The organism is Bacillus cereus (assembly GCF_002577405.1).
GTDB lineage: Bacteria > Bacillota > Bacilli > Bacillales > Bacillaceae_G > Bacillus_A > Bacillus_A cereus_AU.
Genome location: NZ_NULR01000001.1, coordinates 251,413 through 277,759, shown reverse-complemented (window position 1 = coordinate 277,759; position 26,347 = coordinate 251,413). Strand labels below are relative to the sequence as shown.

Genomic DNA, 26,347 nt, shown 5'->3' with positions numbered 1-26,347 from the left:
CAAATTAAAAATATAGGATCAAAAGATGTTCAATTTTAAAAATAAGAATAAATAAAATGAAGTTTTCATAAATAGTAAAAGGGTGATTATGTCATCGGTGTAGTTAATTAGTGGTGTTATATATGAGAAGAGCGTGTTAATAAAATATGGGGTGGTTAAATGGGAAATGAGCAGGTGAAGAATGTAAAAGAAGAAAAAAAGCTATGTCTTTGTATGATTGTTAAAAATGAGTCTAGAATTATGGAAAGATGTTTAAATGCAACGAAATCCATTGTAGATTTTGTTTCTATTTGTGATACTGGATCGACTGATAATACACCTGAAATTATTGAAAATTGGTGTAAGGAAAATGAGATACCGGGAACAGTTCATCATGAGCCGTTTAAAAACTTTGGTTATAACAGAAGTTTAGCTGTTTCATTAGCACAAAAAACATATCCAGAAGCAGATTATTTATTAATATTAGATGCGGATATGATATTAGAAGTTGGTCCTGATTTTGATAAAACGAGCTTAACTGAAGATCATTATCTTACATTGCAATATGATATTCATATTAAATATTGGCTTACACGTCTTTTAAAAACTTCTTTACCATGGAAATCTGTCGGTGTTACTCATGAGTATTGGGATATAGATCGTTCAAAGGTTGGGGCGAATTATAATACGAGAGTAGCTAGATTAGAGACTCTTGTCGTTAATGATCCGGGGGATGGTGGAAGTAAGGGGGATAAATTTGAAAGAGATGAGAGGCTGTTGCTACAGGGGATAAATGACCCAGAAACAACGCCAGATTTGCACATAAGATATTTATTTTATTTAGCTCAAACTTATTATCATTTAAATCAATTTGAAGATTCGATTAAATGGTATAAAAAAAGAGTGGATGCTGGAGGATGGGTTGAAGAGGTATTCTATTCGTTATTAAGAATAGGATTTTGTTATGAACAGTTAGCCAACCGTTCAGTAAATAAACAACATGAAGTAACAGATGCGGATGAAAAGGGAAATGCTAAGAAGCAGGAAGAGCAATATGTAGCATTAGCTGTTTTTTATTTTCAAAAAGCATGGGAATATAGACCAACTCGAGCTGAGCCATTATACCAACTTGCAAGAATGTATCGACTAAAATCTCAAAATAATATTGCTTTGATGTATGCCCTGCAAGGGAAGGAAGTTCCTTTTCCAAAAGAGGATCTACTATTTGTAGATTATCATGTGTATGATTACTTATTTGACTATGAAATTTCTATAAGTGCTTTCTATATACCTCATAAAAAACATTTAGGTGCAAGGTCACAAAAGTATTTGGAATCGATAAAAGAAGAGCTACCGTTGCATATAGCAAACATGGTAGAGAATAATGCAAAGTTTTATTAAAAACATTTTCGTTTAAAGGAGTAGTGGAGTAAACATGGAATTAATACGATGGGCTATTGAACTAGGGGAATCGGTGCATGGAAATACGTACGAAGAATTGATGCCACTACTAGATTATTATTATGACCGTGATCATTTAAAAGCGTACTGTATCGCAAATCTTCTTTTAGATATGGATGTATCGGATGAGCATCGGCAAAGAATTGAATTAAGAAGGTGCATTGCTGCCTATTATGCTGGATTATATAAATTAGCAAAAAAATATGCAAATGAATTGTTAGCTAAACACCCTGATGTAGATTTATATAAAAATAATCTAAGGTTAATGGAAGCTTCTTTGAATAAAGAATATGATTATTGTCTCTTCATATGCCCGAAGACGTATGGTAGTTTCATAGATGTTGCGCGAGCGTTGAAATGGCGATTGGAGCAGGAGGGAAATACAGTAATTATATCAGAAACAATACTAGAAAATGTAAAAAATACGGTTGTTTTTGGAGCGCATACATATGCATTTAACCCGAATCTCCTTCCTAAAGATGCAATTATTTATAACTTAGAACAGCTATATGAAGGCAGTCCATATGCACATCCGCTTTATTTAATACTATTAAAAGATAAGGAAATTTGGGATTATAGTAAACAAAATATAGAATGGTTAAAAAGAAAAGGGGTAGGAAAAGAAATAAAACATGTAGGAATGAACTATGCCCCAACTTTGAAAATAAAAAAAGATGCATTTGAAGATGAGATTACTGAAGATATTGATATCCTGTTTATAGGTGCTCTTAATTCGAGGCGACAAGCTATTTTTGATCAATTAAAAATAGTGGCCCCTAATTTAAATATTGTCTTTAGAAATAATGCATGGGGAATTGTTAGAAATGAGTTGATTGCTAGGTCTAAAATTATATTGAATATTCATTTTTACTTATCAGGAATTCTTGAAACACCTCGCATTTCTTATGCAGCCGCAAACAAGAAGTTTATTATTTCGGAAAATAGTAATCTAGAAGACGAGATAGAGTGGCCAGGAATTGTATTTACTTCGTACGAAAAAATAATAGAAAACGTAATGAAATATTTAGAATTACCAGAAGAACGAAAAAAAATGGCGGAAAAAGTATATAACCATTTTGCAGCTAAAGAAAGCATTGATACACTGAATTATAAAGATGAAACAAAGTAATTGTGTGAAACTCATACGAAAGTATGAGTTCTTTTTTCGTTTATCATACTATTTTCTCAAGCTAGTTCCCTCTTTATGTTGTGTTTTGTATAGAAATTTCTGATAATATATAAATATAACTTAAAAACAAAGGGGAGAAATAAGTATGAAACTAGTCGTTATTAACGGTACACCAAGAAAATTCGGTAGAACTCGTGTAGTGGCAAAATATATTGCAGATCAATTTGAAGGGGAGTTATACGATTTAGCAGTAGAGGAATTGCCTTTATATAACGGTGAAGAATCGCAACGTGATTTAGAGGCAGTAAAAAAATTGAAAGCGTTAGTGAAAGCAGCGGACGGTGTAGTATTATGTACACCAGAATATCATAATGCGATGAGTGGAGCGCTGAAAAATTCGTTAGATTACTTAAGTAGCAGTGAATTTATTCATAAACCTGTCGCTTTGTTAGCAGTTGCAGGAGGTGGTAAAGGAGGAATTAACGCATTAAATAGTATGCGCACTGTTGCAAGAGGTGTATATGCAAATGCAATCCCAAAACAGGTTGTGCTTGATGGACTTCATGTGCAAGACGGTGAACTTGGAGAAGATGCAAAACCATTAATTCACGATTTAGTTAAAGAATTAAAAGCGTATATGAGCGTATATAAAGAGGTGAAAAAACAACTAGGAGTTGAGTAATATGTCATCTATTTATAAAGATCCTCGCTTGTATTACATTCTAGGAGCCAATAGTTTATCCGCTATTGGTTCTGGGATTGTTATGATAACGATTCCATGGTTGTTAATTAAAGAAAGTGTATGAAAAAACGTCCTAAGCTCTTTTGGTTTTTATTTGCGACTTACATGCCGTTTATAGGTGTCATGATGGCAAATTATTTAATCCCGGTATATATTTCAGATATATTAAAAGCTAATGCCTCTGTATACGCGAAACAAAGTATGATGTATGGTGTTGGAGCTGTTATCGCAGGGATAAGTATTCCACTCATAATGAAATATGTCAAAACAGAAGTTTCGATCGTCATGACGATGGGGGTTTATATAATTTCAATTACCGCAATGGTGATTGAACCTTCCATAATGTTATTATATGGACTAGCAATTTTTCATGCGATTGGAAATGCTGGGACAAGAGTAGCAAGAAATGTATTGATGATGGAGGAAATTCCAAATGAAGTAATGGGAAGAGTGGATAGCTTATTTCGATTAATTGGCACAGGGATTCGAATTGTATTGTTAATGTTGTTTACAGCTAGTGTTTCTAAAGTAGGTGTAATGGTACCGTTTTATTTGCTAAGTTTCATATTGATCCTTTCGTTAGGAATTGCTATAAAGTATGTAATCTCAAAACGTAAATTTGAAGAGAGTGTTTCTAATAAATCAATCGTTTAAAAAACACTTCTGCCTTCCTTTCTTTTTCTATATAATAAAAAGAAAGGGAGTGCAAACGTATATATGAACAAATGGATATTACTTATAATCTTATTATTACCTCCACTATACATCCTTTATATGACGTTTCGAATGAAGAAAGTTGCTCGTGAAAAGTTGAGTCATCACTCTCCATACGTTCTTATATTAGGTGCAAAGTTATTCGGGGATAAACCGTCTTTATCTCTTCAAAATCGGTTAGATGTAGCGTTGGAATATTTACATTCGCATCCTAAGGTAAAAGTAATTGTTTCAGGTGGTCAAGGAGAAGATGAAGATATACCGGAAGCTCACAGTATGAGAAACTACTTAATGGTACACGGTATAGATGAGAGTCGTATATTAATGGAAGACCGTTCGACAAATACGTATGAAAATGTAAAGTTTAGTATGGATTTATATGATGTAGAGCATGCAGTAATTGTAAGTAATACGTATCATTTATATCGAACGAAAATAATTGCAAAACGTTTAGGAATGAAGATGGAGGCATTAGCTGCTGAAACACCAATGCGTTCTAAGAGAAAAATGTATGTGCGTGAATATGCTGCTATTATGAAAACAATATTGTTCGACCGTTAGAGCTCAAATGTGAGCTCTTTTTTATATAATAAAGCGTATCATTTGAAATGAATCCCATATTCCATCAAAATAAAAGAAACAACAATAAAGGAGTTGTATTTGTGATTCAATTTAATCATGTGTCAAAAGCGTATGATGATGGCACGAAAGCAGTGGATTCGTTGCATTTAGAAATTCAAAAGGGAGAATTCTTTGTTCTCATTGGTCCGAGTGGTTGCGGGAAAACAACGACAATGAAGATGATTAATCGTTTAATTGAAACGACAGAAGGTTCAATATTAATCGATGGAAAAGATATTCAACAATATAATATAAACGAATTACGTTGGAATATAGGATACGTATTACAGCAGATTGCTTTGTTTCCGCACATGACAATCGCTGAAAATATTGCAGTTGTCCCTGAAATGAGAAAATGGAGCAAAGAGGAAATAAAAGCACGTGTCGATGAATTGCTATATATGGTTGGATTAGATCCGGATGTATATCGCGATCGCATGCCCGATGAATTGTCAGGAGGGCAAAAGCAGCGGATTGGTGTCGTTAGAGCATTGGCTGCAAATCCGAAAATCGTTCTTATGGACGAACCATTTAGTGCATTAGATCCATTAAGCAGGGAACAGCTTCAGAAGGATATCGTACAATTGCAAAAAAAGATTCAAAAAACAATCGTGTTCGTAACGCATGATATGCAAGAGGCATTATCACTGGGTGATCGAATTTGTGTAATGAGAGAAGGGAAAATTGTTCAATTAGATACACCTGAAGGTATTATACATAATCCGAAAAATGAGTTTGTTGAGGAGTTCATCGGAAATCGTGGACGACCTTGGTATGAGGGGATGAATATAGAAGATGTATTGCCACTAGACGATAGTACACGAGTAGAAGGAACAGCTTTATCTTTACATTCTCCTTTACAAGAAGCACTAGTCCGCTTACAAGGTGAAGAATCAGTGCCAGTTGTAGAAAATGGTCAATATGTTGGAGCGTTAACAAGTCGTCATATCGTCAATTATATTGTTGAACAAATGAAGGGGAGAGGCTAATCAGTGACTGATTTTATTCAAACGTTCCAAGAACGAAAAATGGAATTGCTGAGTGCATTAAGTGAGCATTTACAAATATCGCTTATTTCACTATTTTTTGCAGTAATCATTGCGGTGCCGCTTGGCATTGTATTAACGAGAAAAGAACGAATGGCTGAATTTATAATAGGAACTTCTGCGGTTATGCAGACAGTGCCATCACTGGCGTTACTTGGACTATTAATTCCATTAGTAGGAATCGGAAAACTTCCAGCTATTATTGCATTAGTTGTGTATGCACTATTACCTATTTTACGAAATACATATACAGGAATACGGGAATTAGATGAATCTCTAATAGAAGCAGCGCGGGCTATGGGGATGAATAGCTGGAGAAGGTTGTGGAAGGTAGAACTTCCTCTTGCATTACCAATTATTATGGCTGGTATTCGTACGGCGATGGTATTAATAGTAGGAACGGCTACATTAGCAGCTCTAATAGGCGCTGGTGGGCTCGGTAAACTCATATTACTTGGTATCGATCGAAATGATCATGCGCTTATCATTTTAGGAGCCGTACCAGCCGCGTTACTCGCTTTATTCTTTGATATAGTACTTCGCATGCTAGAGAGCCCGAAACGCTCCTCTAAGCGCGTTATAGTGACGATGTGTATAATTGTTGTAGTAGTCGTGTCTCCATTTCTTTGGAATACACAAAAGAAAGATATTGCTATTGCTGGTAAACTTGGATCAGAGCCTGAAATATTAATCCAAATGTATAAGCAGCTTATTGAACAAGATACAGATTTACAAGTAGAATTAAAGCCTGGTCTTGGGAAAACAGCATTTGTATTTGAGGCGTTGAAATCAGGAGAAGTAGATATTTACCCTGAATTTTCGGGCACAGCTTTATCTACTTTTGTGAAAGAAGAGCCGAAGAGTACAAATCGTGATGAAGTATATGAACAGGCTCGTATTGGGATGGAAAAGAAATATAATATGGTTATGTTAAAGCCGATGGAGTACAACAATACATATGCACTAGCCATGCCGAAAAAAATAGCAGATCAAAATAACATAAATACAATTTCTGATTTAGGAAATATCGCGCAGGAAGCTAAGGTAGGATTTACATTAGAATTTGCTGATCGCGAAGATGGTTATAAAGGAATGCAAAAATTATATAACTATAAATTTCCAAATGTTAAAACGATGGAGCCAAAGCTACGATATAGTGCAATTCAATCGGGAGATGTGAATGTAATTGATGCATATTCAACCGATAGTGAATTGGAACAATATGGACTTAAAGTGCTAAAAGATGATAAAGGGTTATTCCCGCCATATCAAGGAGCGCCATTATTAAGAAAAGAGACGTTACAGAAATATCCTGAACTCGAAAAAGTATTAAATAAATTATCTGGAAAAATTACAGATGAAGAAATGCGAAAAATGAATTATGAAGTAAATGTGAATGGTAAAAGTAGCGAAGAAGTTGCAAAACAATTTTTACAAAAAGAAAAGTTACTTCGTTAATTTTACAATAAATATACAATTTTATCTGTTTGAAATGACCGTTTATTACAAAATGAACGGTTTTTTCGTGCATACTTATACATTTTTTCAAAAAAGTATTCCATTTTTCTTCATTTTCTTTTAGAATAAGTAATGTTTTCCTGAAAAAATATAAGAGAAACGTCTATTAGAGAAAAAGGTGACTTTAATAGTTGAATGAACATAGCACCTAGAATGACAGATGGGGTGGTACAAATAGAAAAGAAATTAGGTTTTTTTCCATTAATCGCATTAGTAGTTGGAACGATGGTTGGTGGCGGTGTTTTTAGTTTACCGCATGATTTAGCAGTAGGAGCAAATAGTGGTGCCACAATAATTGGTTGGTGTATTACAGCGATGGGGATGATTCCGCTTGCGCTCGTATATCAAACGTTAGCAAGACAAAAACCGGAGCTTGAGGGCGGAATTTATAGTTATGCACGTGCTGGTTTCGGTGAATATATTGGATTTAATAGTGCTTGGGGATACTGGCTGGCAGGAATATTAGGAAATGTCGCAACAATTATGTTGCTGTTTAGTACGTTAGGTTATTTCTTCCCGATTTTTAAAGGAGGAAATAATGTTGCGTCTATCGTTGGTGCATCACTTTTATTATGGACACTTCATTTTCTTATCTTATTTGGAATCCGTGAAGCTTCTATCATGAATGTTATCGCAACGGTTGGGAAATTAGTTCCGATTTTATTATTTATTGTCGTAATGGTAACAGCGTTTCGTTGGGATACATTTACACATGACTTTTGGGGAGAAGGAACAATCTCAGTTTCCTCTGTACTTGGTCAAGTGAAAAATACAATGCTTGTAACTCTTTGGGTGTTCATTGGGGTCGAGGGAGCAGTTGTATTATCTGGAAGAGCTAAAAATAGCAGAGATGTTGGAAAAGCGACAGTACTTGGATTAATTTTGGTTATGTCTATTTATATTTTAATCTCGGTGCTATCAATGGGAGCTATGACGAGAAATGAACTTTCAGTGTTAGAAACTCCTTCAATGGGACATGTATTAGAACATGTTGTGGGACCATGGGGGGCAGTTGCGATTAACATCGGTTTAGTTGCCTCACTAGTAGGTACATTAATTGGCTGGTTTTTACTTGTTTCTGAAATCTCTCACGTAGCAGGGAAAGATGGAGTATTCCCGAAAGTCTTCACGAAAACAAATAAGAAGCAAACGCCGCATATGGCATTATGGATTTCAAATATCGTTGCCCAAATTATATTTATAATCGTTCTGTTTTCAGAATCGACATATCAAATTATGTATTTTATTGCGTCAACATCTATATTACTGCCGTACTTATTATCAGCTTTATATCAATTGAAATTAGTCATTACGAAAGAGCTGGAAGTTGCGAGAGTGAAAAATGGCTTATTAGCTTTAATTGCTTCTGTATATTCTGTATGGCTCATTTACGCAGCTGGTTTAAAGAATTTACTGCTTGTTTCAATTGTATATGGTATTGGGATTCTCGTGTATATGTTTGCAAGAAAAGAAAAAGGGAATCGTTGTTTTGTAGGTATTGAGAGATATGTGATGTGGGCAATTGTTATTGCAGCTATCATGTCAATTTATATGTTAATGTCAGGAAATATAAAATTGTAAAAGTCCTTTAAATTTAAAGGGCTTTTTTCTTAGTTTATAGAATATTTAATACATAAGATATTCAGGAGGGATGAGAATGGAAGAAAAAGAACAGTTGTCTAGAATAAGTGATTTAGCTAGCGAGTTAAGGAAAGTATTAGTACAAGAATCTTTTTTTAATCATCATCCTGAACTGCGAGGAGTGATTGAAAATTTAGCGAGTTCTGTTGAGAATTTAGCGGAATTACAGAAAAATAAAGATGAAAACGCTGAAGATCGATTACGATATGTACTTGCTAAAATGAAAATTGCTCATAATGCTATTTTACAAGAGAAAAAAGCATTTCCTTCTCATTAATATACGTTTTATTTTTGAATCTGGCGGATAACGTCAGGTTTTTTATTTCTAGTTTTTCTTTTTTTTCATACACTAAGAATAGTATGAAAAAAGAAGGTGACTAAGGTGAAATTACATAAAGCTCTTCAGCCAAGTTTTACAAAACGAATGTACTATATGAGGTTTGTCGGAAAATTTACAAAAGTGGAGAGAGAGAAGAATGGAGAAAATTTCTTTGTACAATGTCTATCACCGGTACCATTCACTTTACAAGAGCAATTTAAAAATGAACATTATGTATTTGAAGGATTATGTAGCAATAAAAAGAATGAAAAAATCTTTTTGGAATTAAAGAAGAGAAAATTAGAAAAGCAATTGGTTATGTTTCGTCTCTATTATGAAAGAGGAAATATATATGTGGAGTTAATATGTACAGAAGAACCGCGAGAAATAGCAACTGGATATAAAATGATTCCAGCACCAAAAGTTTCAGATAATAAAAAGAGAGAGTCTTTAGAACGAAAACTTAGTAATGGCTATTTATCATTTCTTTTACCAAAATTCCCGAAAGATTTTGAGCCTCCTGAATTATTGTGGCAAGATGGAAGGTTATATGGAAATATATCATTAAAGTCATCAATTAGTTCAATAGCGTATTTTGAACAGAAGCGGGAATGTAAATATATAGACTTCAATGACTGGTTGAAGTATGTAGAGATAGCGGTAGAAGACAAATTGTATTTTGTAAGTGATCAAGTGTATGAGCAATTAAAAAAACGAATGACTGAAGAAGGTAAGTTAGTTGAAGTAGAGGATATAAAAGTACAAAAAGATGAATGGGAATGGGATGAGCGTGAGTCATATTTTTTACAGTATGTACAAAGTATGGTGCGTAATAAAGGGCTATATTTGGATGAAACGGATATTTATAATTTCCATATCAGTGTAAAAACAAATATGTTAACAATTCTCGGTGGAATACCGGGTGTTGGGAAATCACGTTTTGTGCAAGCTTATGCAGAAGCACTCGGATTACAGTATGGAGAAGAATTGATTTGGATTCCTATTTCTCCTTCATACCAAGAACCACATGATTTGCTTGGATATCTTCATCCAAACGGTACTTTTATTGAAAGTGAAACAAAGCTAGTTAGAACGTTAATGAAGGCGAAAGAAAATCAAAATCAATTGTATATAATAGTTTTTGATGAAATGAATATGTCACATATTGAGCATTGGTTTACTCCCTTTCTATCTGTTCTTCAACTTGAAAAGAAAAATCGCATTTTGAATTTGTATGAGGGTGCGCAGGAAACAGTAAACCAAATTCCATCAACAATTGAAATTGGAGAAAATATTTTATTTGTAGGTACTGTAAATTTTGATGAAACAACAAAAGAGCTCTCCGATCGATTATTAGACCGAACAAATTTAATAACTTTACAAAAGATTCCGTTTTGTGAGCTGTGTATGGAACAAGATAAAGTTGTATCACAACAACCTCTGAAAGTAACAGCGGGAGAATTTCGGATAAATTGGATCAGAAATAAAGCGATGATTGAGGTGTTTTCTGAGGAAGAGCTAGAGCTATTAGATAAGTTGCATGTTGTATTGTCCTCACATGATGCATCAAAGGGAATTTCTTTTCGATGTGCAAATGCCATTGCTGCATACTTGCAAAATATACCGTTCCAAAATAATCATTCCTACATGATCAGTAGAGAAGAGGGTTTTGATTTACAAATAAAACAACGTGTACTGACGAAATTAAGAGGGACTGAAATGATGGTTGGCACTTTATTTTCTGAAGAAGTCAAAAGGGGAGCGACTTTAGTACCGCTTTTACAATCTCCACTTGCAAACAGAGTCTCTACATTTGAACACTCTTTGGCATATATAAGAGAAAAACGTAGAGAACTGGAGTTGTATGGATATGCGAAATGAAGATCGGTATGAAACAGAAATCGTTGATACGAGAGAAACGCTCCCTTTTGTATTAAAGTTAATCATTGGAACAGAGGGAAAAGGGGATTATATTTTATTAAATCGTCTTTGCACATCTACTACAGCATTAGTCCAATGTATTTATAAAGTACAAGAATTAAAACCGATAAGATTGTATTACCATTATGAAAGTCCAATGAATATTACTTTTGTATGGAATAAAGTATATGAAGGGCAGAAAAATATAAAAGAGTCACAATACGAAATAAATGAAAAAAAACAAAAGGTATTAATATATGAACATGGAAAAACGGAATTTTTTTATCCATGGCGTTGTGGTTTATATCACTTTGAAGTGCGTATAGAAGATAAAACGTATTATGGTGCTTTTCAAGTCGTTCCCAAAAATTTTTTTGATGATCAATTTGAAATGATTCAAACCTATGTAAAGTCAATTTTAAATGAGTTGATTTTAGATAGAGGTTATTATAAAAAGACTTTCTCTGCACTTAGTGATATTGAAGATTCTTCTTATTTAGTGTTACTTAGAAAGTTGCCGCAAAAAATGAAAAAGATTAAGCAGATTTTTAAGAAGATAGAATCGAGCTTAAAATTTATACACGAATATAAATGGGAAACAAAGGAGCGGAAGGCAACGCGAAAAGGAACTATAATGGCGGAAAGAAAACTTTATGCAAAATATTATAATCGTAAATTTATAGAACATAAAAATAGTAAAGAAAATGCATTTCTTAAATTTAAAGCGATGCAATTTTATCAGTACTTACTTGAAGCCGAAAGTTTCTTACGTCAAACAATTGAAATATTAGAAAGAGCAAAAACGAAAAAATCTGAAGAATTTCAAGCTGTCAAAACGATTATGCAAACAATTGAGCGAAATGGATCAGTGACCGATAGAGAGAAGCAAAAATATAAAAATATACATTTACTAAAAGAAGCGGATGTACGGAAAAGCTCTGTGAAAATACAAGAGTATAAAATATTAGCGCATATTGTACATGAAAGTGTACAATACTTTAAAACTTTAATGTATTCTCCATTTTGGAGAGAAGTTTCTGAAACGGGTAACATGAACTCATACGAGTTACCTATACCACATCAACAATTACTGCAGCATTTAGACTTACTTCCACAATATACAGATCAATCCCCATCTTTATTATTTGTATATAAACCAACGTTTTTGGTATATGAATATTACGCTTTTTTTATCGTTATTTCAATTTTAGAGCAAATTGGTTTTGAAGCTAAGAATTCCATTCGTGAACAAATACAAGAACATTTTTATGTAGATGGATTACAAGATGGAACGACAGTAGTTTTACATCAAGATGACATAAAGATACATGTTGCATTTAATGACTTAATTGAAACACACCCTCTTATTGCATTAAGTAAAGAGAGTAATTTTTATAATGGAGAGGATACGAAGAAACCAGATATCCGCTTAGATTGTTATGTAAAGGAAGAAGGGAAATACACATACAAATCTTCTATTATTATTGAAGTGAAGTATAGCCCAATGTACAATATTTTTCAGCACGTTGGAAATACGAAAGCAACTGAGCAAATGTATAAGTACTGGTCTATAAAGTATGTAGAAGAACAGAATGGAAAGCGTATTTTTCATCGAAGGGCAATTTATGAAGTGATTTGTGTATATCCAGGAAGTCATATGCATAGTAAAAAAATTGAATCTGGATGCGGTGTTTTCTTGCAATTATATCCATATAAGACGAAACAAGGGGAAGAGAAATTAGCTGGAAAACATGGGATGATACAAATTTTTGAGAAATGGTTAAAAAGCATAAAGAAGTAAAAGAAATCCTTTTTCATAAAGGGTTTCTTTTTGATTAAGAAGAATTATATGCTGTATGGAAGGATGCATGATGTGATTTGAATTTATAGTGATACACAAATATTGCTAAAAGAACTGTACATGTAAGATAAGAGATAATTAAGGTGGAATTTAATTCATTTTGCAGAATATAATAAGTCATAAATATTTTTAGTTGCATACGAAGGTTTGTTCTTATATGATAGATAGTGAAAGCGTTGTCAAAACAGAGCGACGATGGGAAAGGCGGGTAAATATGTTCCAGCGTGTTCAAACAAAGGAAGAACATTTTTGGTTCGAGCAACTATGGGGAGATTTTTGTGAAGAAAGAAACTTAATGTTTGTAGAACGTAATTTAAATCCATCACGATTTTTATTAATAGAAGATAAACATCATATAGGTACAGTCGAATGTATGAAGTATACGGTACCCGAACAATCAAATTCTGAGTTTTTCTATCCGTTTTCTGAAAATGATTTAGTGAAAGATTTGAAAAATGTGTATGAAATAGGCAAGTTAAGTATTGCGAAAACGTCTCGTGGGAGAGGGCACTTCAAAAGGTTAACAGCAATTTTATTTATGCATGCGTTAGAAACAAAAGCGGAATGGTATATTGCAGCAGTTACAAAAAGAATGTATATGTATTTATTAACACTCGGTTTTCCAATTGAACCGATAGATAATCCATTTCAGTTTCATGATACTTTACAAGGTGTACCAGTACGAATTCATGCTCGAAAAGGGGTTACACATTTGTATGCTTTAAAAGAATTTCGCGATGTTATTCAAGGGAATGCTCATGCGCAGGCATTAATTGCAGAATACAGTAAGAATATTATGTTAACAAAATAAAGTGATGTGAATATGTGTAGTATAGGGAATGATATTTTTATTTGATATCATTCTTCATGAAAAAAGACCCTTATTGTTTTAATAAGGGTCTAAAATTCATAATCCAAATATACTAAAAATCATTTTACGTCGTTTTGGCTTCTTTTCTCTTTCATATGTTGGTTTTGAATCAGGGGTAATATATATAGGCTCTTCTTTTTTGAGGGCAGCTTCTAGCTTTTGAATTCGTTCTAACATTTCCTCCATTTCGCGGCGATGTTGTAAGAGTTGGTACGTAACGACATCATTTGCCTTATCTTGCATTTGTTCTTCCATACGATCGAGCCTTCTCGTAATTGTGTTTAATTGAGAAGCAAATTGCTCGAAATCATTCGATGATGAGTTTTGAACAATTGTGCTTACTTGAGTTGTTAATTCTTCAACATTATTTACTGATGTTGTGTGAGTAGGTTGAGAGTTTTGAGACTGCTCCAGTTGAGAACGATGGTATTCTAACATTTGATTTAAATCTTCCTGAGTAAAAATAAAGTGACCATATTTATTTTTTTCTATCGTAAGATTTAATTGTTGTGCAATCCGGACAACAGCCTTTGGGCTAACACCTAATTTTTTTGCGATAAATGGTGTTTTATATTCCAAAATAATCCCTCCTATATGTATCCTGTTGAATGATTTCGATCTAGGAAGTAAGTTCCCTTCTGGTGTGACAAAAGAAGTGTGGAATCGGCAAAGAAAGTGTTTTTTCACGAAATTAAGTTGTGAAGAATATATCGTTTATATAAAAGTATTTTGTCTTAATAATTAGAATAATTTGATTTGACGGGGATAAATGAATTAGATTATCATAATGATAAATATCTTTTTTATGTATGCATATAATATATAAAAAGGTGGTTGCTAATGTAGAATTTTGTTAGAGTATTAGAATGCTTACTTCACTTGAATAAAATTAAGTAGGAGGTGGCTTCCTTGCTTACACTGTAAGTAAGGAAAAGTATTTGGACATATATAGTATAAGTATAGTGATTGTTTTAATTGCCTTAACGGCATTTTTCGTTGCAGCAGAATTTGCAATTGTTAAAGTGAGGAGTTCACGAATTGACTCTTTAATTGCAGAAGGAAATAATCGCGCAACATCGGTCAAAACAGTCATTACAAACTTAGACGAATATTTATCTGCTTGTCAGCTAGGAATAACTGTTACAGCTCTAGGGATTGGGTGGTTTGGTAAACCTGCGCTAAAGCAAATGTTTGACACGCTTTTTGCAAATTGGAATATTTCCACTCAACTTGCAGACATTTTTGCTGTAACATTAGTGTTTTTGTTTATTACTTTTTTACACGTTGTAATAGGGGAATTGGCCCCGAAAACATTTGCGATTCAAAAAGCTGAACAAGTAAGTTTGTTTGTTGCTAAACCGTTAATTTTCTTTTATCGTATTGCATTCCTTTTTATTTGGGTCCTTAATGGATCAGCCCGAGTCATTACGAAGTTGCTAGGGTTGAAACCACCGAAAGGACACGATGAGGTTCATTCAGAAGAAGAGTTACGGTTATTAGTTTCAGAAAGTTATAAAAATGGTGAGATTAATCAGTCTGAATATAAATATGTAAATAAAATATTTGAATTTGATGATCGAATTGCAAAAGAAATAATGGTACCTCGAACTGAGATGCATATTATTAGTAAAGAAATGCCTGCTGAAGAAGCTTTGCAAAAAATGTCTCAGGAAAAATATACGAGGTATCCAGTTGTTGATGGTGATAAAGATCACGTAATAGGTTTTGTAAACTTTAAAGATATTTTTACAGATTTTGTTCAACATAAAGCTGTTAGTAAAAAGAAAGTAGAACAATATATTAGACCAATTATTTTAGTTATCGACTCTATCCCAATTCATGATTTGTTTTTGAAAATGCAAAAAGAAAGAACGCATATTGCTATATTGATAGATGAATATGGTGGGACGTCTGGACTTGTTACTGTTGAAGATATTTTGGAAGAAATTGTTGGAGATATTCAAGATGAGTTTGATACAGATGAACAGCCAGAAATTCAACAAGTTAGTGAAACGAAAACGATACTAGAGGGGAAAGTACTTGTTAGTGATGTGAATACGTTATTAGGTTTAACGATTGATGATAATGGTGTTGATACAATCGGTGGTTGGATTTTAACGAAGAATATAGAGATTGCTGAAGAGGATTCCATTGAAATTGAAAACTATAAGTTTTGTGTGAAAGAATTAGATGGACGCTATATTAAGAGGTTAGAAGTTACAAAAAAAGTAGAATCGATTGTTATTTTAGAAGATGAAAAACAAATTTCGTTACAAGAGCAAATTAGTTCATAAACTCTGCTATATGGCAGAGTTTTTTTGAGCATAATGTTTTTGGTGGAATATGGGCTATGATACAATTACATAAGTCTTACCTTTCACTAGGTGAAGTATTATTGTATACATATATTTGGAAGGGGAAGAAATATGAAAAAGCATTTATATATAAATGGAGATTGGAAGTCAGTAAACACATATAAACCATTATATGCACCATATTCTGAAGAAACGTTAGCGGAAATTGCACAAGGAACGGAAGAAGATGTTCAAGAGGCTGTTATTTCTGCAAAAAATGCAATGAAAAAAATGAATAAATTATCTGCATACGACCGTGCGACTATATTAGAGAAGGTTGCGCAAAAAATGGATGAAAGAAGAGAAGAATTTGCAGAGATTATTGCAAACGAAGCGGCAAAACCGATACGTGCTGCAAGGGGAGAAGTAGATCGTACTGTTCAAACGTATAAATTTGCAGCTGAAGAGGCGAAGCGTATATATGGTGAGACGTTACCACTCGACGCAGCACCTGGTGCAGATGGACGTATTGCATATACAATTCGAAAGCCAATAGGGGTTATAGGAGCTATTACGCCATTTAACTTTCCATTAAATTTAGTAGCGCATAAAGTCGGACCTGCAATCGCTGCCGGAAATACAGTTGTGTTAAAACCAGCAGATCAAACGCCATTATCGTCCTATGCATTAGTTGAATTATTTGAAGAGGCAGGATTGCCAAAAGGAGCTTTGAATATCATTTCTGGTCCCGGTTCAATTGTTGGCGAGGCAATCGTTAAAAATAATGATGTTGCTTCCATTACTTTTACGGGAAGTCCGAAAGTTGGAATCGGAATTAAGGAAAAGGCTGGATTAAAACGGGTTACGTTAGAATTAGGATCAAATGCGGCTGTTATTATTGACGAGGATGTAGAGTTAACTGATAAGATCATTGAACGTGTAAAATGGGGCGCATTTGTTAATAATGGACAAGTTTGTATTTCGGTACAACGTGTTTTTGTACATGAAAAGAGAATGGATGAATTTCTTTCGAAGCTACAGAAAGCGATGGAAACAGTCGTTGTTGGTGATCCGATGATTGAGGAAACGGATGTATCAGCTTTAATTTCGAAAAAAGATGTAGAGCGAATTGAAATGTGGGTACAAGAAGCTATTAAGGAAGGAGCAACTGTTTTATACGGTGGTAAGAAGCGTGATGAAAGGATTTTTGAACCAACGGTATTAACAAATGTTCCGGAGTATGTATCTGTACAGTGCCAAGAAGTATTTGGTCCGTTAATGACAGTAAATACATTTAAAGAATTCGATGAGGCTATAGAGCGAGTAAATAATTCACGTTACGGTCTACAAGCAGGATTGTTTACAAATAATTTGTTTAAAGCTATGCGTGCAATTGATGAGCTAGAAGTTGGTGGTGTCATGATAAATGATATTCCAACGTTCAGAGTAGATCATATGCCTTACGGTGGTGTGAAAGAAAGTGGCACGGGGCGTGAAGGAATTAAATATGCAATAGAAGAAATGACAGAAATGAAATTAGTGTGTATTAAAAAATAAAGTAGATAGAAAGTAAAGATAGCAATAAAAAACGAGTAGGAAATGTTTACGATCCCATACTCGTTTTTTTATTGTTTTTCTACGTTTCTCGGAACTATTTAATTTAATCAAGTGTACCTTTTATTTCATTTCTTGTTTGAAAATATCATCTTCGACATAAATTTGTTCTTTATCTACGGCAGTGCTGTGAGATAGTACTAAACCGATTGGTGTTTCTGTTCCTTTATTTTGAACAATTGTAAAGGGAACATTTTTTTCATTTGCTAATTTAATGTATTTTGATAAATGTGGGTAAGCAATGCTACCATTTAGGAATATTTGTAATGATTGAGAAGAACGCATGCTACTCGTTACTTCTGTATATACATTACTTTGCATTACTTGACCGATTGTTAAAGCGATTTCTACACGCTCACGTAATGTAGTTAAATACATATTACGTTCATCTGGTTTGTTTTGCTTTTGGCCATAAATGCCTTCTTGGAGATAATCTTCCACATTTTTATTTACCATATTTTTCACACCTTTCATTTTCTATTGTACGAAAGAATGAAGCAGGATGCAAAAAAGTTGTATGAAACGTAATGAAGTTGGAACGAGGGGAAGGAAAATGCAATGTATGAATCAAACAATTAATTTAGATTAGAAATGAAAAAAATTTTATCAACAGATATTAACAAAATGTGACAATAATCTATTAACGAAATGCATTTTTTGTGTTAACATTCAAAATATAAAGGGTATTCGTCGTATGGAAATGGAGGAAATGGGGGTTTTTCCAATCGATAAGGATATTAAAGAAATATTTTGTTCGTACTTGAAAAACAACAGGCACCAATTCATAGAGAACTGGAAAAACAAAATGATAATTTCCGAAAAAGATCCATTTAAACAAGAAGTAGTTCAAAATGGAGAAGAGTTATTAGAGTTAATTATTGAGTTGACTATGGAAGATAAAGGTATTGAATATCTTCAACCATTATGTGAGAAGATTGCTATTGAGCGTGCGGGAGCAGATGCGAATATTGGAGATTTTGTCTATAATGCAAACGTGGGAAGAAATGAACTTTTTGAAGCGATGTGTGAATTAGACGTAAGTGCCCGTGAACTAAAACCAATCATGGCTCAAGTACATACTTGTTTTGACAAATTAATTTATTATACCGTTTTAAAATACTCGGAAATTATTACGAGAAATTTAGAAGAAAAACAGCAATATATTAACGAAACACATAAAGAAAGGCTGACAATTTTAGGGCAAATGTCAGCTAGTTTTGTACATGAATTTCGTAATCCGCTTACTTCAATAATGGGATTTGTCAAATTATTAAAGAGAGATCATCCTAGTTTATCGTATTTAGATATCATTTCGCATGAATTAGATCAATTAAATTTTCGAATCTCACAATTTTTACTCGTATCGAAAAAAGAAATGTGGAATGAATCGGAACAGTTTTGGCTTAATGATTTGTTTCAAGATATTATACAATTCTTATACCCGAGTTTGGTCAATGCAAATGTTTCGATTGAAAAGAATTTGCCGTATCCAATTCCACTTGTTGGTTATCGGAGTGAAGTGAGACAAGTGGTTTTAAATATTTTAATGAACTCAATTGATGCTCTGGAATCAATGAAAGAAGAACGGAAAATTATCATTGATGTATTTGAAGAAGATCAAGCTATTCGAATTGTGATAAAAAATAATGGACCAATGATTCCGGCAGAAAATGTTGAAACGATTTTTGAACCATTTGTAACTACTAAAAAGTTAGGTACTGGTATTGGTTTGTTTGTATGTAAACAAATTGTAGAAAAACATAATGGATCCATTATGTGTCGTTCAAATAACGATTGGACAGAATTTCAAATTGCATTTCAAAAATAAACAGTCTACACCAAATAAATGGTGTAGACTGTTTTAGTTTGTTAGTACAACGGTTTCTAATTTAGGATCTTTAGTTGAGTAACCTACTATGGAAATTGTATAAATTATATTCGGTTCAACATTGAATTTTGGTATAGTTAACAACACGTTTTTATTATCCGCAAGTGAAACTTCAATATCTGCTATACCAGGGCTAACTTCTAAAAAATCTGTTATTTGTTTAAAGAGCACATTTTCAAATAAATGATCTCCACCTTTTAAATCTACATTTACAATAGGGGTATCGGGAGAAAAATGTGCAAAGCGTATTTTAGCTTGGCCAGATGGTAAATGCGTATTATCAAGTATAGGTTGTAATTGTAGGTGATTATCACTATTTATTGCGGCAAGAGTATAAGTGTGATTTCCCATTAGTGGAACTAGAGCTGAAAAAATTGGTGATTCATTTCCAACAGGCACAATATCTATACGGTATTTGCCTTGCACTAATGATAAATAGGGGCTAAATTGCTTAAATGAAATGTTTTTAATCACCTTTTGTCCGTTTACTAAAATATCAACCGAGGGTGTGTTTGGAGCAGAATGAAAAATCCTTATATGTGATGGTAAAATAGCTTCTTGTGAATCTCTTTTTTCATATGCCTGTACAAGTTTTGTAAGCGCATCGTAATGTTTCATATATAGTTCTACATATTTTTTTGGATTGCTATATTGATAGTAACGAGCAAGCTGTTCGTAACGAGCAGCTTCTTGTCCATATTTTTCGATTTCAGATTGAGACATGCACATTCCTCCTTTGTCATCATTAAAACTATATGCGAAGTGAGAAAGAGGTTATGCGAAAAAAATTGTTTTTTTAAGGAGAAATGAAAATATATTATTCATTTTGATAACACGAAGCTTATCTCTACATGTAAGTTGAAATGAAAATTTTAACGCATTATCCGAAAGAAACCTCCTTCCTCAAGCGTGTGAAAGACGGTAGTCTAGCGGTAGGAAGCGAAGCGATCCGCTTATTAGCGTTGGCATAAATAGTAACAAAATAACCTTTGGAACAAGGGAGTTAGCTCGGCTGTCCTAAGACAAATTCGTTAGCTATCAAAAGTAGCGATGAACCGAGAAGCCACCACTTCGGGGTAAGCTCGTAAGAAATACTAAGTGGTGGGTAGTTCACACACGTATTAATTGGCAGATTGAAAGCATGTCAAACTAGGGATTTTTTTAATTATAGGCAAATACACATACAAAGTGATAATTGTCCTACATAAATTATAAAGGAAAGGTAGTTTGACTATGAGGAAAGGAGCAGTACATTGGGATGGTGATATCCCGATAGTAATTGTGAATGGAGTTATGGAGGACTTTGTGCTAAAGGCTGTAGGATGCATTTTGAATTTGAAGTATGGTTTTTTCTATTTATTTTAGCAAGTGACGGTATTAACCGAAAAAGAGCGTCGTGCCGAACTGATTAATGTGGTTAATCGGTTCTTTTTTTATTGTATAAAAAGAAAGATATTATATGTTAAATGTTAGTTGTTATAAAAATAATTGTTATTCATTTAGTGAAGTTAAATGTCGAAATTTGTTTAAAAATATGCAACGCAAAGTAGGGTAATAGGAAGGAGTTTAAAGGGAGTATTGTCGAAGTTTACACAATGTCGGTATTTGAGGGAAGCTGACATTATGTTAGTAAACACCATTTAGTGTGATATTCATTTTATATAAGGGAGGGTTATTTGAGCGTATAGATAAGGATTGGTCTTCTTTTTAGGTTCTGAATTTTCTGTTTTCAAAAATTTTTTTTAGCACTCATTTGTATATTTTATAATAGTTTTTTGATAAATTCACTGCTTTTGCAGAGGATTCTTTTTTATGAAAGAAACGTCAATTTTCTTCATACATATATACAAATTGGAGAAATGGGGGAGCGCTATGCGCGATTACTTAATTAAACCACTTGTTGGTCAGCCGTATCCAATGATTTCACATGGAAAAGGTGTCTATTTATATGATCAGAACGGAAATAAATATTTTGATGGCTCGTCAGGAGCAATTACGGCAGGTATTGGACACGGTGTAAAGGAGATTGCAGACGTTATTAAAAAGCAAGCAGAGGAGATTGCTTTCGTTTATAGATCACAGTTTACGAGTGAGCCAGCTGAAAAATTAGCGAAGAAGTTAAGTGATTTAAGTGTAGGAGATTTGAACTGGAGCTTTTTTGTGAATAGTGGTACGGAAGCGAATGAAACAGCTATGAAAATCGCAATTCAGCATTTTCAGGAACGCGGTATTCAAGGAAAACATAAAATTTTATCAAGATGGATGAGCTATCACGGTATTACGATGGGGGCTTTATCAATGTCTGGACATCCTTTGCGCAGGCAACGATTCGTATCTATTTTGGAAGATTATCCAACGATCCCAGCTCCATATTGTTTCAGATGTCCTGTTCAAAAGGTATATCCAACTTGTCAGATTGCTTGTGCGACTGAACTAGAAAGATCCATTGAAAGAATTGGTGCAGAGCATATTGCAGCTTTTATCGCTGAACCGATTATCGGAGCAGCTGGAGGAGCGGTTGTTCCCCCGAAAGAATATTATAAAGTAATTAAAGATATTTGTAGTCATTACGATATTTTATTTATTGCAGATGAAGTAATGACTGGGCTTGGTCGTACTGGCGCATGGTTTGCAATGGAGCATTGGGGTGTAGAACCGGATATTATGACACTTGGTAAAGGTTTAGGAGCTGGATATACACCGATGGCAGCGACTGTTGTAAGTGACCGCGTTATGGAGCCGATATTACGTGGGTCACGTTCTGTTATGAGCGGGCATACGTTAAGTGCAAATCCATTGTCTGCAGCAACGGCACTAGCTGTTATTGAATATATGGAGAAGCATAATCTACCTGAAAAAACAGCAGAAAAGGGAGAGTATTTAATTAAAGGGTTACAGAAAGTCCAGCAACAATCGACAATCATTGCTGATGTGCGCGGAAAAGGGTTGCTGATTGGAGTAGAATTGCAATCGTTTACAAAAGCGTCAGAACTTATTTCGGTTGCAGCTAAAAATGGACTTCTTTTATACCAAGCTGTTTCAGGGCAAGCAGGAAAAGAAGATAGTGCACTGCTTGTAGCACCGCCAATGACAACTACATATTCCGAGTTAGATGAATTACTTTCAATTTTTGCAAAAAGTGTAGAAGAGATGATGCAAAAAGGAGGGCATAGTATCGCATGACAACTATTACAAATACATTCGGTAAATTAAAAGAAATAGAGGAAGTAATTTCTTTGTTCCATGATGATATGACATTAATGTTTGGGGGATTTGGGGGGATTGGATCCCCTCCATCTTTAATACAGGCTATTTTAGAAAAGGGAGTTACAAATTTAAATTTAATAGGAAATGACACGGGATTTCCTGATGTAGGAATTGGTCGTCTTGTTACGAATGAAAGAGTAAAATCATTAATTACTTCTCATATTGGTTCAAACCCGAATGCAGGAAGACAGTTAAACGAAGGAAGATTACAAATAGAGTTTTCTCCTCAGGGAACATTAGCAGAGCGTATTCGTGCTGGAGGCGTTGGGCTTGGTGGAGTTTTAGTTGACGTTGGTTTGGATACGATTGTAGAAGAGGGAAAACGAACAGTTGAAATGAACGGTAAGACCTATTTAGTTGAAACAGCATTAACTGCTGAAGTTGCGATTGTTTATGCGAAAAAGGCGGATCCATTTGGCAATCTTGTATTCGACAAAAGTGCGCGAAATATGAATCCTCATGTAGCTATGGCTGGGGATATAACGATTGTAGAAGCAGAAGAAATAGTTCCGCTTGGAAGTTTAGATCCAGAGGAAATCGTAGTTCCAGGTGTATTCGTAAATTATGTCGTGCCATCGGAAGGAGTGAATTGGAAATGGGTATGGGCGTAGAAGTGCGAGATAAGATTGCTAGACGTGCGGCGAAAGAAATACAAAATGGCATGATCGTAAATTTAGGTATTGGAATTCCATCGCTAGTACCAAATCATTTACCAGAAGATATAAACGTTATGTTTCATGCGGAAAATGGAATCGTAGGTATGGGGCCTACGCCAAGCAAAGGAAATGAAGACGAGAATTTATGTAACGCAGCAGGTTTACCAACTTCTCTTATTACAGGAGCAAGTTATTTCGATAGTTGCATGGCGTTTGGGATGATTCGAAAAGGTTTACTAGACATAACAATTCTTGGTTCATTACAAGTAAGTGAGAATGGTGATTTAGCAAACTGGATTGTACCTGGGAAACGTGTTCCAGGTATTGGAGGAGCAATGGATTTAGCACAAAAAGCGAAGCGGGTCGTTGTTGTGATGAATCATGTTGATAAATACGGAAATGCAAAAATTGTTTCAGAGTGTACATTGCCATTAACTTCAAAGAAATGTGTAGATTTAATTATTACAGATATGGCGGTAATGGAAGTGACTTCGAATGGACTCATTTTGCAAGAATTAATGAGCCCGTACACAGTGGAAGATATAAAACAACATACGGAGGCTGATTTTAAAATTGGCTCTAACTTACTAGTAATTGAATGAGGGGAGATGTAAAATATGGAGCAATTAAAAAAACAGGTTTGCGATTATATTGAGAGCCATGAAGAGGAAAGTGTGAAATTTTTAAAACGATTAATTCAAGAAAAAAGTGTATCTGGTGATGAAAGTGGTGCGCAGGCAATTGTGATTGAAAAGCTACGTGAGTTAGGTTTAGATCTTGATATTTGGGAGCCATCTTTTTCTAAAATGAAAGATCATCCTTATTTTGTATCACCGCGTACAAGTTTTTCAGACAGCCCGAACATTGTCGCAACTTTAAAAGGAAGCGGCGATGGGAAATCTATGATATTAAATGGGCATATTGATGTAGTACCAGAAGGCGATGTAAATCAGTGGGACCATCACCCTTATAGTGGTGAGAAAATAGGGAATCGTATATATGGACGTGGAACAACGGATATGAAAGGCGGCAATGTCGCACTTATGCTTGCGATGGAAGCGATTATTGCATCTGGTATTGAATTAAAAGGAGATATCTATTTTCAAAGTGTAATAGAAGAAGAAAGTGGCGGGGCTGGAACATTAGCGACTATATTACGAGGATATAAGGCGGATGGTGTAATTATTCCAGAGCCGACTAATATGAAGTTTTTCCCGAAACAACAAGGGTCTATGTGGTTTCGTCTACATGTGAAAGGAAAAGCAGCACACGGTGGTACACGTTATGAAGGAGTAAGTGCAATTGAAAAAAGTATGTTTGTTGTAGATCATTTGAGAAAATTAGAAGAGAAGAGAAATGATCGAATTACAGATCCGTTATTTAAAGGAATTCCGATTCCAATTCCAATTAATATTGGGAAAATTGAAGGTGGTAGCTGGCCAAGTTCTGTTCCTGATTCGTTAATTTTAGAAGGAAGATGTGGTATCGCGCCGAATGAGACTATAGAGGCAGCAAAAGAAGAGTTTGAGAGTTGGATTGCTGAATTAAATGATGTGGATAATTGGTTTGTTGAAAATCCAGTAGAAGTAGAATGGTTTGGAGCGAGATGGGTTCCTGGTGAACTAGAAGAAAATCATGAGCTAATTACAACACTTCAGCATAACTTTGTTGAAATTGAAGGGAACGAACCAATTATTGAAGCATCTCCGTGGGGGACTGATGGAGGTTTATTTACACAAATCGCCAATGTGCCAACGATAGTATTCGGTCCAGGGGAGACGAAAGTAGCACATTATCCAAACGAATATATAGAAGTTGATAAAATGATAGCTGCCTCAAAAATTATTGCATGTACATTACTAGATTGGTGTGAGGTAAAAAAATGAAATACTATGAATCTTTTAGAGAACAGACAAGCCGTTATACAGTAGAAGGAGTTGTAGATTATTTTAATAAACGTATTCGAGTAGACCACTATACAGGAAATGTGGAAAGTATTATACAAATAATTGACGAACTAGCAGAGAAACATGCTTTCACTAAATGTATTATAAAAGGAAAGGGAGAGCATGTTTCAAGATGGCTCTCTTTCGGTTTCTTATTGGAAGCAACGATACCTCATTATTTTCAAGGACATGATGCGTACTTCTTCGTGAAATATCATAATGATGAAAGACGAAATAGTATTCATTGGACTGAGGAAGATACCATTTTAAGTGGTGTAAAAGCAAAAGAAGTGAAAGAAAAAATAGTCCCAGAGGAGTTTGTGTTAAGAAAAGCGACAGAAGAGGACGCGGAAGAATTAGCAATTGTCTTTGGAAAAGTATTTGAAGTTTATCCGACACCTTTAAATGAAGCGAGTTATGTAAAGCAGACGATGAAGGAAGACGATACAATTTACTATGTTTATGAATTCAAAGGGAAAATAATTAGCACAGCATCTGCTGAAATGAACGTGAAAGAGAATAATGCAGAATTAACGAATTGTGCTACATTACCTGAATATCGAAAACATGGTTTTATGAAAAGTTTGTTAATTAAGTTAGAGGAAGAACTTCAAGAAAGATCTATTTTTTGTTCCTATACGATTGCTCGTTCGCTATCTTTCGGTATGAATGCAGCCTTTCATCAATTAGGCTATACATATACGGGAAGGCTCGCGAATAATTGCTACATTTTTGATAAGTTGGAAGATATGAATATATGGGTGAAAGATTTATCCAGCTATTCGAAAGCAGTAAGACTCCCGCCTCAAAATTTGGCTGTAAAGCAAAAAAGTTAGGTGGGATTCAGGTTAATAATCAGT

The 26,347-nt window shown here is 34.3% G+C and carries 24 protein-coding genes; 21 read left to right on the top strand and 3 right to left on the bottom strand.

Annotated elements, in window-relative coordinates:
* Positions 1-159: 159 nt before the first annotated feature.
* From COC96_RS01465 to COC96_RS01410, 13 genes are all read left to right on the top strand, one after another.
* The gene (locus COC96_RS01465) at positions 160-1,380 is read left to right on the top strand and encodes a tetratricopeptide repeat-containing glycosyltransferase (protein WP_098266690.1); all 1,221 of its coding nucleotides are present in this window, start codon (positions 160-162) and stop codon (positions 1,378-1,380) included.
* A gap of 34 nt (positions 1,381-1,414) precedes the next feature.
* Positions 1,415-2,569: a glycosyltransferase gene (locus COC96_RS01460; RefSeq protein ID WP_098266691.1), complete on the top strand. Its 1,155-nt coding sequence runs from the start codon at positions 1,415-1,417 to the stop codon at positions 2,567-2,569.
* Between the two features lie 145 nt (positions 2,570-2,714).
* On the top strand, positions 2,715-3,251 hold the full coding sequence (locus tag COC96_RS01455; protein WP_071709518.1) for an NADPH-dependent FMN reductase: 537 nt from the start codon (positions 2,715-2,717) through the stop codon (positions 3,249-3,251).
* A gap of 1 nt (position 3,252) precedes the next feature.
* Positions 3,253-3,375 (top strand): hypothetical protein, encoded by a 123-nt coding sequence (locus tag COC96_RS28430; RefSeq protein ID WP_373561043.1) that lies wholly within the window; start codon positions 3,253-3,255, stop codon positions 3,373-3,375.
* Entirely contained in the window at positions 3,372-3,965 is a 594-nt protein-coding gene (locus COC96_RS01450; protein WP_373604880.1) for a hypothetical protein, read from the top strand. Before COC96_RS28430 ends, COC96_RS01450 begins: the two co-directional genes overlap by 4 nt.
* Before the next feature lie 63 nt (positions 3,966-4,028).
* Positions 4,029-4,586, top strand: coding sequence for a YdcF family protein (locus COC96_RS01445; protein ID WP_088230362.1), 558 nt, complete (start codon positions 4,029-4,031; stop codon positions 4,584-4,586).
* 101 nt (positions 4,587-4,687) lie between these two features.
* Positions 4,688-5,635 carry an ABC transporter ATP-binding protein gene (locus COC96_RS01440; RefSeq protein ID WP_098266692.1) on the top strand — a complete coding sequence of 316 codons (948 nt, stop codon included), beginning with the start codon at positions 4,688-4,690 and terminating at the stop codon, positions 5,633-5,635.
* Between the two features lie 3 nt (positions 5,636-5,638).
* The gene (locus COC96_RS01435) at positions 5,639-7,150 is read left to right on the top strand and encodes an ABC transporter permease/substrate-binding protein (protein ID WP_098768138.1); all 1,512 of its coding nucleotides are present in this window, start codon (positions 5,639-5,641) and stop codon (positions 7,148-7,150) included.
* 213 nt (positions 7,151-7,363) lie between these two features.
* A complete protein-coding gene (gene arcD / locus COC96_RS01430) occupies positions 7,364-8,791 on the top strand; it encodes an arginine-ornithine antiporter (RefSeq protein ID WP_098768281.1) in 1,428 nt (475 codons plus the stop codon).
* Positions 8,792-8,867: 76 nt separating this feature from the next.
* Entirely contained in the window at positions 8,868-9,128 is a 261-nt protein-coding gene (locus COC96_RS01425) for a LemA domain protein (protein ID WP_097906040.1), read from the top strand.
* Positions 9,129-9,233: 105 nt separating this feature from the next.
* The gene (locus tag COC96_RS01420) at positions 9,234-11,051 is read left to right on the top strand and encodes an AAA family ATPase (protein ID WP_141535874.1); all 1,818 of its coding nucleotides are present in this window, start codon (positions 9,234-9,236) and stop codon (positions 11,049-11,051) included.
* Positions 11,041-12,891 carry a hypothetical protein gene (locus COC96_RS01415; RefSeq protein WP_098266695.1) on the top strand — a complete coding sequence of 617 codons (1,851 nt, stop codon included), beginning with the start codon at positions 11,041-11,043 and terminating at the stop codon, positions 12,889-12,891. Before COC96_RS01420 ends, COC96_RS01415 begins: the two co-directional genes overlap by 11 nt.
* Before the next feature lie 274 nt (positions 12,892-13,165).
* Complete coding sequence (locus tag COC96_RS01410) at positions 13,166-13,762, top strand: hypothetical protein (protein WP_097906043.1); 597 nt, start codon at positions 13,166-13,168, stop codon at positions 13,760-13,762.
* 96 nt (positions 13,763-13,858) lie between these two features.
* Here COC96_RS01410 and racA read toward each other — a convergent pair whose 3' ends face one another.
* A complete protein-coding gene (gene racA, locus COC96_RS01405) occupies positions 13,859-14,401 on the bottom strand; it encodes a chromosome-anchoring protein RacA (RefSeq protein ID WP_098266696.1) in 543 nt (180 codons plus the stop codon).
* A gap of 359 nt (positions 14,402-14,760) precedes the next feature.
* Here racA and COC96_RS01400 point away from each other — a divergent pair, with 359 nt between their 5' ends.
* Both COC96_RS01400 and COC96_RS01395 read left to right on the top strand, forming a co-directional pair.
* Positions 14,761-16,116 (top strand): hemolysin family protein, encoded by a 1,356-nt coding sequence (locus COC96_RS01400; RefSeq protein WP_098266697.1) that lies wholly within the window; start codon positions 14,761-14,763, stop codon positions 16,114-16,116.
* A 132-nt stretch (positions 16,117-16,248) separates the two neighbouring features.
* Positions 16,249-17,673 (top strand): aldehyde dehydrogenase family protein, encoded by a 1,425-nt coding sequence (locus COC96_RS01395; RefSeq protein ID WP_098768137.1) that lies wholly within the window; start codon positions 16,249-16,251, stop codon positions 17,671-17,673.
* A 120-nt stretch (positions 17,674-17,793) separates the two neighbouring features.
* Here the strand turns inward: COC96_RS01395 and COC96_RS01390 are convergent, their stop codons facing one another.
* Entirely contained in the window at positions 17,794-18,186 is a 393-nt protein-coding gene (locus COC96_RS01390; protein ID WP_098266699.1) for a YueI family protein, read from the bottom strand.
* A 238-nt stretch (positions 18,187-18,424) separates the two neighbouring features.
* Between COC96_RS01390 and COC96_RS01385 the strand changes: the two genes are divergently transcribed.
* Positions 18,425-19,558: a BA2291 family sporulation histidine kinase gene (locus COC96_RS01385; protein WP_098266700.1), complete on the top strand. Its 1,134-nt coding sequence runs from the start codon at positions 18,425-18,427 to the stop codon at positions 19,556-19,558.
* Between the two features lie 33 nt (positions 19,559-19,591).
* On the opposite strand, the gene COC96_RS01380 is transcribed toward COC96_RS01385, so the two are convergent.
* Entirely contained in the window at positions 19,592-20,341 is a 750-nt protein-coding gene (locus tag COC96_RS01380; protein ID WP_098768136.1) for a DUF4397 domain-containing protein, read from the bottom strand.
* A gap of 1,149 nt (positions 20,342-21,490) precedes the next feature.
* Here COC96_RS01380 and COC96_RS01375 point away from each other — a divergent pair.
* The 5 genes from COC96_RS01375 to ablB are packed head-to-tail and all read left to right on the top strand — an operon-like array spanning position 21,491 to position 26,323.
* Positions 21,491-22,801, top strand: coding sequence for an aspartate aminotransferase family protein (locus COC96_RS01375; protein ID WP_098768135.1), 1,311 nt, complete (start codon positions 21,491-21,493; stop codon positions 22,799-22,801).
* Complete coding sequence (atoD, locus tag COC96_RS01370) at positions 22,798-23,496, top strand: acetate CoA-transferase subunit alpha (protein WP_097906051.1); 699 nt, start codon at positions 22,798-22,800, stop codon at positions 23,494-23,496. The genes COC96_RS01375 and atoD overlap by 4 nt, the downstream gene beginning before the upstream one ends.
* Positions 23,481-24,143: a CoA transferase subunit B gene (locus tag COC96_RS01365; protein ID WP_097906052.1), complete on the top strand. Its 663-nt coding sequence runs from the start codon at positions 23,481-23,483 to the stop codon at positions 24,141-24,143. The genes atoD and COC96_RS01365 overlap by 16 nt, the downstream gene beginning before the upstream one ends.
* A 15-nt stretch (positions 24,144-24,158) precedes the next feature.
* Entirely contained in the window at positions 24,159-25,427 is a 1,269-nt protein-coding gene (locus COC96_RS01360) for a peptidase (RefSeq protein ID WP_098266703.1), read from the top strand.
* Positions 25,424-26,323 carry a putative beta-lysine N-acetyltransferase gene (gene ablB, locus COC96_RS01355; RefSeq protein ID WP_098768134.1) on the top strand — a complete coding sequence of 300 codons (900 nt, stop codon included), beginning with the start codon at positions 25,424-25,426 and terminating at the stop codon, positions 26,321-26,323. Before COC96_RS01360 ends, ablB begins: the two co-directional genes overlap by 4 nt.
* Positions 26,324-26,347 lie beyond the last annotated feature (24 nt).